The organism is uncultured Campylobacter sp., assembly GCF_938031315.1.
Taxonomy (GTDB): Bacteria; Campylobacterota; Campylobacteria; order Campylobacterales; family Campylobacteraceae; genus Campylobacter_B.
In genome coordinates this window covers 1-1,092 of record NZ_CALHHT010000210.1, presented here as the reverse complement: position 1 = coordinate 1,092, position 1,092 = coordinate 1, and the positions used below count along the sequence as shown (strand labels likewise).

Below are 1,092 nucleotides of genomic sequence, written 5' to 3'. Positions count from 1 at the left end.
CCTTTTGCGTTTCGTAGTTTTGCATTACCGTCCTCTTACACTGCGCGCGCTTAGTCGCTATTTTGCGGCGGCGCGTCAAACGTCGCGTTCCGTCACGCGAGTAAAATTTTAAAACGAAATTTCAAAAAGCGCGAGCAAATTTTAAAAGCGGAATTTTAACGAGCTGCATTAAAATAGCGAAGTCGCACATCTTTCGTCCTATGGAGGTTAGATGGCGAAATAAAATTTACAAATTTTAAAAGGACTTGGATTGACGAACTTGATTTTAGCGGGGCTAGGCGGCTGTGTAGGCGCGATGGCGCGAGTAGGCCTAAGCGGAGTGATCGCGCGTGCAATGGACCGCGCCGGATTTTGGAGCGCGTTTCCGATCGCTACTTTTTGCGTGAATGCGCTGGGAAGCCTGCTGATAGGGTTTTTGCTCGCACTAAATTTAACGCAGAGCGTGCGGGTATTTTTTATCGCAGGCGCGCTGGGCGGCTTTACGACATTTTCTACGTTCAGCTACGATACGCTGCAATTATTGTTGGCGCGAGAATTTGCTATCGGTGTGCTAAACGCGGTCTTAAGCGTATGCGCCTGTATGCTGTTTTGCTACGCTGGGCTGCTCGCGGGCAGAGCGCTTGCAGGCTAGCCGTGGAGCACGTGAGCTTTAAATTTAAATCGCCTCTATGTTTGCGCTTTTAAATCAAAATTTATTGAAAGTGCCTGCGCTACGGAATTTTATCGCGCGCATGTGCTGCAAAATCTGCGAGCGATGGGCACAATCCCACATGCAGTGCAGTTTTGCGAAAGGGCGCGCAGCAAGTAGTTTCGCAAAGTGCAATATCAAGCAGGAGTTATAAGGCGAGCAAATCGTAAGACGAGCGAAAAGTAAAGCGAGCGAGAGGGATTGTAGCTAAATAATGGTGCTCGGCGTCGGGCAGGCTGGCAAAATCCAGATAAATTTGAATTTGCGTGCATTCTCTGCGTATCTTGTTCGCCGCAGCTTTGTGAAATTTCGCTATCTTGCGCCTAGTTATCGCGACGCCCTAAAAATTTCGCTGTCTTGGCGCGGATAAAATAAACCTAAGCCGTGCGATAAATTTTAAAAGC

General features: G+C 48.3%; 1 protein-coding gene. It reads left to right on the top strand.

All coding sequences use genetic code 11. The features are described 5' to 3' along the window. The first annotated feature begins 250 nt into the window (after positions 1–250). Complete coding sequence (locus tag Q0236_RS05300) at positions 251–631, top strand: CrcB family protein (RefSeq protein WP_297915810.1); 381 nt, start codon at positions 251–253, stop codon at positions 629–631. Positions 632–1,092: the final 461 nt, after the last annotated feature.